The following is a 7910-nucleotide window of genomic DNA, read 5'->3' on the forward strand; positions in this document are numbered from 1 at the left end:
ATGACCAGGATGATGTTGCCCAGCTTCTTGATCTCCTCGATGAGGCCCTTCATCCGGCTCTCAAACTGGCCCCGGAACTGGGTGCCGGCCACCAGGGCGGTGAGGTCCAGCAGATAAACCTCCTTGTCCAGCAGCTTGTAAGGGACCTCCCGCTGGTAGATTTTCTGGGCCAGGCCCTCGGCAATGGCGGTTTTGCCCACGCCCGGCTCGCCGATGAGGCAGGGGTTGTTCTTCTGCCGGCGGTTGAGGATCTGGATGGTGCGCTGGATTTCCTCCTCCCGGCCGATGATGTTGTCCAGCTTGCCGTCGGCGGCCTTCTGGGTCAGGGAGATGCAGTAGTTTTCCAAAAACTTCCGCTTGGGGGGCTTGTCGCCCTTCTTCTCCTTGTCGCCCCGCTCCTGCCGGCCGGAGTCCCGCTCCGGCGGCTGGGCCTGGGGGTTCTGGGCCGAGCCGAACAGCTTGTTCAGGAAGGGGAAGGTGGCGGTCTTGCCCTCGTCCTCCTCATCCTGGTCCCCGTCCTCGTTGGGGACCAGCCCATCCATGCCCTCAGCCCCGCCGAAGGCGGACATCATCTCGTTGGTCAGGCCCTCCAGGTCCTCGTCGCTGATGCCCATCTTCTGCATCATATCTTCCACGGGCTTGATGCCCAGCTCTTTGGCGCACTTCAGGCAGAGGCCCTCACTTTTGGTGGTGCCTCCCTCCAGCTTCTGAATAAAGATCACCGCCACATTCTTGTGGCAGCGGGAACACAAAGTAGGTTGCATATGCTTCAGCTCCTTTCGGGGGACAGGTCTCCCGGAGGATTTATTCTAATCCGAAATTATGAACTGGTTATGAATCTTTTTCAATTCTCAAATCTTACAAAAGGCGGTCCAGCAGGGCAAAGGGGTTGGTGGACATGAAGAATTTGAGCAGGTAAGTCTGCTCCACCGCCTCCCGGGGAAGCAGAATCCCCAGGAACTGGAGCAGCCAGGCGGTGACAAACAGGAGAATGCAGGCCTGCACCAGGCCCAGCAGGGCGCCGAAGGTCTTGTTGAGGGTGTGCAGGCCGGGCAGCCGGGCCACCAGGTCCAGAGCCTGGCTGATGAGCCACCAGGCCAGCAAAATAAGCACAAAGCCCAGCAGGAAGAGAATCAGATAGGCCACGGACTGGGCGATGGCGGCGGCCACCTGGGCGGCGGCGCTGGCCGCCGCCTGGTACATGCCGGCCTCCACCGCCTGGTCAATGCTGTCAATCAGGGTCTCGTAAAAGCCCATCTCCCGCAGCGCTTCCAGTACGCCCCCCAGCGGCACCTCCTCCGGCAGAGTTGCCACGCCACCCTGGTCGGAGATGTATTCGGTGTGCTGAATGGACTCGTTGAGCTGCGCTTCAATGGCCTGGGCGAACCTGGGCTCCAGAAAATCAGCCACCACCGGGGAGAGGACCCGGGCGGCAATTCCGGCGCCCGCAAAGGCCACCAGCACCGCCACCAGCCCGCACAGGGAGAGTACCAGGCCCCTGCGGGCGCCCCGGACGGCAAAGAAGATGAGAACGGCGACAAGAATCAGATCGAAAATGAGAAATGCAGTCATGAAATTCCTCCGAGATTACTGGGGTACATAGATCCTGGCCGAGGTGCTGTCGATGAGCATGGCGCTGCCGTCGGCCCGCTGGAGCGCCTTCTGGGCGCCCTGGGTGCCGGCGAGGGTGTTGTAGAGGGACAGATCCTGGTCGTAAATGTCCAGCCGGTCGGCGGTGAGCAGGGCCACATAGCGGCCCGCGGCGGAGAGGGAGAGCACCTGCTCCTCCATAGCCAGGCTGCCCCGCATCGTCCCGTCGGCGGAGACCACCCGCAGCTCGGCGGAGGTACCCGCCCGGTACTTGCCCAGCAGCAGCGCCGCGGTGCCGTCCCCGTCCAGAGAAAAGCCCTTCAGGTACAGTCCGGTGTAGTCGCAGCTGCCGGACAGCTGGCCCTCGGCGCTGACAATGGAGAGGGTGTGCTCCCCCAGCGCCCAGATGCCGCTGCTGTTCCACCGCAGGGAGAGGATGACGTCGCTCCCCACCGGGCAGACCCAGTCCGGCTCCGTCTCCGCCTCCGTCCGGTCCAGTCCGTACCGGTCCACCCGGCTCTGGAAGGCGTCCTCATCCAGGCCTACGGTGAGCAGAGCCACCGACTGGCTGTCCGGAGCGATGGCCGCGTCCATCACAAAGCGGCTGGACAGCCGGAAGCGGATCTGGGGGGAAAAGGAGCTGTCGTACACGGTGACAATGCCCTTGTAGCCGCTCTCCTGGGTGACCACCGCCAGCCAGCCCGCCTCGTTCAGGTCGGCGGCGATGAGCTGCTGCCCCTCCTCCAGGACCAGGGAGAAGGCCTCCGCCCGGTCCCGGTAGACGAACAGGCTCTGCCCCCCCACGTCGTAAACCAGAGCGGCGTTCCCCGCCACCCGGACCGCCGGGGACTGCATGGAGACCGTCTGATTCACGTAGAGCTGGGCGTTGCCGGAGTAGAGGCGGATGCTGCTGGGGGAACAGACCAGCAGATCCCCGTCCAGTACGGCAAAGGAACTGGTGATGCTCCCCTCGAAGGTGAAGGACTGGCTCTGTCCGCTCTCACTCCGGGACAGGTTCCGGTAGGCGAACCACCGTTTGATGGAGTCGAAATTCAGTTTGTCATAGTTGACAACCAGCACCACCGCCCCCACCACCAGGGCCAGGGTGACCAGGAAGGTGAGAAAGCGGAGGAACAGGTTGGGCCGCTTTTTGTGAGATGGGGCGGTTCTGCCCCGGTTGATCTCGTCCATTGTATGCTCCTAACCGGAAATCATGCGCGCCTTACAGCACGTCCTCGTGGTACCACAGCCTGGTCATGTACAGCCCGCCGGCGGGTACGGTGGGTCCGGCGGCGGTCCGGTTGCGGCCGTCCAGGATGGCTGGTACGTCGTCGGGAGAGAATTTCCCGTCGGCGGCGTAAACGCACGTCCCCACCATAGCCCGCACCATGTTGTACAAAAAGCCGTTGGCGCACACCCGGCACTGGATGATGTCGCCGCTGCGGGCGATGTCAAAGTAGTAGACCGTCCGCACCGTGGTGCGGGTCTCGGTTCCCACCGAGCGGACGGCGGCAAAGTCGTGGGTCCCCACAAAGTGGGCGGCCGCCCGGGCCATCACCGTCTCGTCCAGATGCTTGGGATAAAACCAGGCGCGGTTGACATAAAAAGCATTTCGAATGTGGGAGTTGTAAATGCGGTAGGTGTATTCCTTTTTCAGACAGGAGCCGATGGCGTTGAAGTCCTCCGGCACCTGGGTGGCCTTTACCACCACGATGTCATCCGGCAGGCGGGTGTTCACCGCCAGGGGAATCCGGTCGCAGGGGATGCGGGAAGAGGTACGGAAGTTGGCCACGTAGGTTTCGGCGTGTACGCCGGCGTCGGTGCGGCCGGCCCCGGTGCAGCGTACCGGGTGGCCCACCACCGAGGCCAGGGCCTTTTCCAGAGTCTCCGCCACCGAGACGGCATTTTTCTGTACCTGCCAGCCGTGGTAGGCGGTTCCCACATACATCAGTCGCAAGGCAATGTTTCTCATCAAAGCGAACATCCAGCCCCTTTTCTTACAGTCCCAGGCGGGCCAGCACGCCCGCGGCCACGCACAGGGCGGCGGACAGGGTCAGGGCGGCTCCGTCCATGGCGGTGAGTTTCAGCTGCCGCATACGGGTGCGGCCCTCGCCGCCGTGGTAGCAGCGGCACTCCATGGCAATGGCCAGCTCGTCGGCCCGGCGGAAGGCGGAGATGAACAGGGGGACCAGCAGAGGGACCAGGGCCTTGGCCTTCTGGACCAGGTTGCCTGAGTCAAAGTCGGCCCCCCGGGCCTTCTGGGCGGACATGATCTTGTCGGTCTCCTCAATGAGGGTGGGGATAAACCGCAGGGCGATGGACATCATCATGCTCAGCTCATGGACCGGCACCTTGACGGCTTTCAGTGGGTTCATCAGCCGCTCCAGGGCGTCGGTGAGCTGGATGGGGGAGGTGGTGTAAGTGAGCAGGAAGGTACAGGTGATGAGCATGGCAATGCGCAGCACCATGGAACAGGCCGCCCACACCCCCTCCCGATAGATGGTAAACACCCAGAAGGTGACCAGGGGCGCCCCCTGGCCGGGGGTGTAGAGCAGATTGAGCAGGCCGGTGATGAGCACGATGATGAGGATGGGCTTCATGCCCCGCAGAATGCTTTTCAGCCCGATTCGGGAGAGGGCGATCTCTATCGCCAGCACCACCAGCAAAAGGGCGTAGCTCACCAGCCACTTGGCCAGGAACAGGGCCACGATATAGGCGATGGTGCCGATGATCTTCACCCGGGGGTCCAGCCGGTGGATGGGGGTGGCGCCGGGGAAGTACTGACCCAGTGTGATGTCCTTCAGTGCCATTTACCCCATCCCCCTTCCCAGTTTGGCCAAAACAGCGTCCCTGGCCTGCTGGATGGTGTACACCGAGGGGTCGATGTCCACTCCCATGGCCCGCAGGCGGTGGAAGACCCGGGTCATGGCGGGTACCCCGAGGCCCATATGCTCCAGCTCGTCCCCGTGGGCAAATACCTCCCTGGGTGTGCCGGAGAAGGGAATTCTGCCGTCATTGACCACCACAATCCGGTCCACCGTCCGGGCTATCTCCTCCATGGAGTGGGAGACGATGAGGATGGTGGCGTTTTTGGCCTGGTGGTAGTCGTGGATGTTGCCCAGAATGGACTCCACCCCCACCGGGTCCAGCCCGGCGGTAGGCTCGTCCAGAATGAGCACCGAGGGTTCCATGGCGATGACCCCGGCAATAGCCACCCGGCGCTTCTGGCCGCCGGAGAGCTCGAAGGGGGACTTCTCCAGCACCTCCTCCTTCAGGCCCACGAACTGGGCGGCCTGCCGCACCCGGCGGTCAATCTCCTTCTGGTCCAGGCCCATATTTCCCGGCCCGAAGGCGATGTCCTTGTATACCGTCTCCTCAAAGAGCTGGTATTCCGGATACTGAAACACCAGGCCAACCTGGAAACGGGTCTGGCGGGTGCGCTCCTTGGAGGCCCAGATGTCCTGACCTTCCAGCAGCACCTGGCCGGAGGTGGGTTTGAGCAGACCGTTGAGGTGCTGGATCAGGGTGGATTTCCCCGACCCGGTATGTCCGATGATGCCCAGGTACTCTCCGCGGTAGGCGGTGAAGTCCACGTCCACCAGGGCGCCATGCTCAAATGGGGTGCCGGCGGAGTAGATGTGGCTCAGCCGCCGGGTCTCAATGATCGGTTCCAAATGACTTCATTCCTTTATTATGGTGGTACATGCCCCTCAGGCGGGGGTCACGTCCTTGGTAAGCAGCTCGGCCAGCGCGGCGGCGCACTCCTGGTCGCTGAGGGCGTCCAGCGGCACGTCCAGCCCCGCCTGGCGCAGCTCCCACAGCAGCTGAGTGGTCTCCGGCACGGTGAGACCCACCGAGCGCAGCTCCTCCACCCGCTGAAACACCTCTTTGGGTATGCCGTCGGCAATGACCTTGCCCTTGGCCATTACCACCAGCCGGTCGGCCTGGGCGGCCTCGTCCATGTGGTGGGTGATAAGCACCACCGTCACGCCGGAGGTGCGGTTGAGCTGTTTGATGGTTTTCAAGACCTCGGCTCGGCCGATGGGGTCCAGCATGGCGGTGGGTTCGTCCAGGACGATGCACCGGGGCCGCATGGCGATGACCCCGGCAATGGCCACCCGCTGCTTCTGCCCGCCGGAGAGCAGGTGAGGGGCGTGCTCCCGGTATTCGTACATTCCCACCGCCTTCAGGGCGTCGTCCACCCGGCGGCGGATCTCCTCCGGGGGTATTCCCAGGTTTTCCGGGGCGAAGGCCACGTCCTCCTCCACCACGTTGGCCACAATCTGGTTGTCCGGGTTCTGAAACACCATGCCAACGGTGCCGCGGATGTCCAGCAGTCTGTCCTCGTCGGCGGTGTCGATGCCGTCCACATATACCTTGCCCCCGGTGGGCAGGAGAATGGCGTTGAAGTGCTTGGCCAGGGTGGATTTCCCCGAGCCGTTGTGGCCCAGCACCGCCACAAAGGAGCCGGCCTGGATCTCCAGATCCACCCCGTCCAGCACAATGGGGGCGGGGATGACCTCATCCTGGTAGGCGAAGCGCAGCGCCTGGGTTTTCAAAATGGCGTCATTCATGGTGAAAGCTCTCCTTATTCGGCGGTCCAGCGGCCGGTGGCGCCGCAGGGCAGGGCCAATCCGGTGGCGGTCACCGGCAGACCCAGCTCCTGGCTCTCGGTGTGTCCCCCGTGGCGCCGTGCCACCAGCGTCTCCAGCAGGTAGGTGAGTACGGAGGGGGACAGGCCGGTGGTGTAGGAGTTGATGAGGAAGAAGAGGGGCCGGTCGCTGAGCACCTGGCTCACCAGCTCCACAAAGGGGAAGAGGTTCTCCTCCAGCTTCCAGATCTCCCCGGAGGGACCCCGTCCGTAGGAGGGGGGGTCCATAATCACCGCGTCATACCGCCGGCCCCGGCGGATCTCCCGCTCCACAAACTTGCCGCAGTCGTCCACAATCCAGCGGATGGGGGCGCTCTCCAGGCCGGAGCTTTTGGCGTTCTCCCTGGCCCAGCTCACCATGCCCCGGGCGGCGTCCACATGACACACGCTGGCCCCCGCCGCGGCACAGGCCACGCTGGCCCCGCCGGTGTAGGCGAACAGGTTGAGCACGCTCACCGGCCTGCCCGCGGCGCGGATGCGGGCCATGGCGAAATCCCAGTTGGCCGCCTGCTCGGGGAAAAGCCCGGTGTGCTTGAAGTTCATGGGCTTGATGTTGAAGGTGAGAGTCCTGTAGCCCAGCTCCCACCGCTCCGGCAGGTCTTTTTTCACCCACTGGCCTCCGCCGGTGGAGGAGCGCTGATACCGGGCGTCGTACTTCCGCCAGCCCGGGTGCCGCCCCTCCGGCCGCCAGATGGCCTGGGGGTCCGGCCGCACCAGGGTATACCGGCCCCACCGCTCCAGCCGCTCCCCGCCGCCGCAGTCCAGCAGCTCATAGTCCTTCCAAAATTCAGAGATCCACATGTGCGTCAACTCCGCCGTACGTCTTGTCATAATCATCCCATTATATCACCAGCCTTTCTCCCCGTCAACGTGAAGAAAGAATTGTGTTATGGCGAAAACTGTGATAAAATAGCTCTCATAAATGGCTTTCCCGGCGCCCGGGAGAAAAATGAGAGAAATGGGGTTCCCGATATGAGTGATGCAGAGCTTCAGTTCCGCACGGCGGCTTTTGGCGGTTTTCAGAAGCAGGATGTGCTGAATTATATTGAATCCTCCAACCAGGAGCACCGGGAGAAGCTGGAGGAGCTGACCCGGGAGCTGGAGGAGGTCCGGAAGGAGCGGGCCGCGCTGGAGGAGGCGGCCGGCCAGGCCGGTCGGCAGGCCCAGGCGGACGGGGAGCGGCTCCGCCAGCTGGAGGAGCAGCTGGCGGAGGAGCGGAACCGGGCGGAGGAAGAGCGGACCCGCCTGAGTCAGGCGGAGGAGGAGCTGGCCCGGGTGCGGGCGGCGCTGGCGGCGGCGGAGGACAAGCTGTCCCGGGCGGAGCCGGCGGCCCAGGCCTATGAGAAGGTGAAGGATCGCACCGCCGGCATTGAGCTGGAGGCCCACTGCCGGGCGCAGGCGGTGCAGGCGGAGGCGGAGGAGCGGGTGGAACAGGCCCGCCGGGATATGGAGCAGTGGCTGCAGCGGGTGCGCAAGAGCTATGAGGAACTGCGCACCGATATGGACGCCACCATTTCCCACACCAGCGGGGAGCTGGAGCGGGTGCGGGCCGTGCTGGAGTCCATTACCAGCCAGTTCTGCGCCCAGGACGAACGGCTGGAAAAGATGGTCCAGGCCTGTGTCGGGGCGCATAAGGCCCCTGACCCCCTGCCTCTGGAGGAGAAAAAGT

The 7910-nt window shown here is 63.9% G+C and carries 9 protein-coding genes; 1 reads left to right on the top strand and 8 read right to left on the bottom strand.

The window, feature by feature from the left end; all coding sequences use genetic code 11:
• From Q0J74_RS09230 to Q0J74_RS09265, 8 genes are all read right to left on the bottom strand, one after another.
• The coding region (locus Q0J74_RS09230) for an AAA family ATPase (protein ID WP_297213714.1) at positions 1 to 764 on the bottom strand (764 nt) is incomplete at its 3' end.
• Positions 765 to 858: 94 nt separating this feature from the next.
• Positions 859 to 1572 carry a CvpA family protein gene (locus tag Q0J74_RS09235; RefSeq protein ID WP_297213719.1) on the bottom strand — a complete coding sequence of 238 codons (714 nt, stop codon included), beginning with the start codon at positions 1570 to 1572 and terminating at the stop codon, positions 859 to 861.
• A 15-nt stretch (positions 1573 to 1587) separates the two neighbouring features.
• On the bottom strand, positions 1588 to 2781 hold the full coding sequence (locus Q0J74_RS09240) for a DUF5711 family protein (RefSeq protein WP_297213723.1): 1194 nt from the start codon (positions 2779 to 2781) through the stop codon (positions 1588 to 1590).
• Positions 2782 to 2812: 31 nt separating this feature from the next.
• Positions 2813 to 3562 (bottom strand): tRNA pseudouridine(38-40) synthase TruA, encoded by a 750-nt coding sequence (gene truA, locus Q0J74_RS09245; RefSeq protein WP_297213726.1) that lies wholly within the window; start codon positions 3560 to 3562, stop codon positions 2813 to 2815.
• A gap of 25 nt (positions 3563 to 3587) precedes the next feature.
• The gene (locus Q0J74_RS09250; RefSeq protein ID WP_297213728.1) at positions 3588 to 4400 is read right to left on the bottom strand and encodes an energy-coupling factor transporter transmembrane component T family protein; all 813 of its coding nucleotides are present in this window, start codon (positions 4398 to 4400) and stop codon (positions 3588 to 3590) included.
• Positions 4401 to 5264 (bottom strand): energy-coupling factor transporter ATPase, encoded by an 864-nt coding sequence (locus Q0J74_RS09255; protein WP_297213731.1) that lies wholly within the window; start codon positions 5262 to 5264, stop codon positions 4401 to 4403. It abuts the gene before it with no gap.
• A 36-nt stretch (positions 5265 to 5300) separates the two neighbouring features.
• On the bottom strand, positions 5301 to 6164 hold the full coding sequence (locus Q0J74_RS09260) for an energy-coupling factor transporter ATPase (protein ID WP_297213735.1): 864 nt from the start codon (positions 6162 to 6164) through the stop codon (positions 5301 to 5303).
• A 14-nt stretch (positions 6165 to 6178) separates the two neighbouring features.
• Positions 6179 to 7042, bottom strand: coding sequence for a class I SAM-dependent methyltransferase (locus Q0J74_RS09265; RefSeq protein ID WP_297213737.1), 864 nt, complete (start codon positions 7040 to 7042; stop codon positions 6179 to 6181).
• A gap of 171 nt (positions 7043 to 7213) precedes the next feature.
• On the opposite strand from Q0J74_RS09265, the gene Q0J74_RS09270 reads away from it, so the two are divergent.
• Positions 7214 to 7910, top strand: a 697-nt coding sequence (locus Q0J74_RS09270) for a hypothetical protein (protein ID WP_297213741.1), incomplete at its 3' end; no start/stop codon positions are given.

The sequence above is a fragment of the uncultured Flavonifractor sp. genome (assembly GCF_944387675.1).
Lineage (GTDB): Bacteria > Bacillota > Clostridia > Oscillospirales > Oscillospiraceae > Flavonifractor.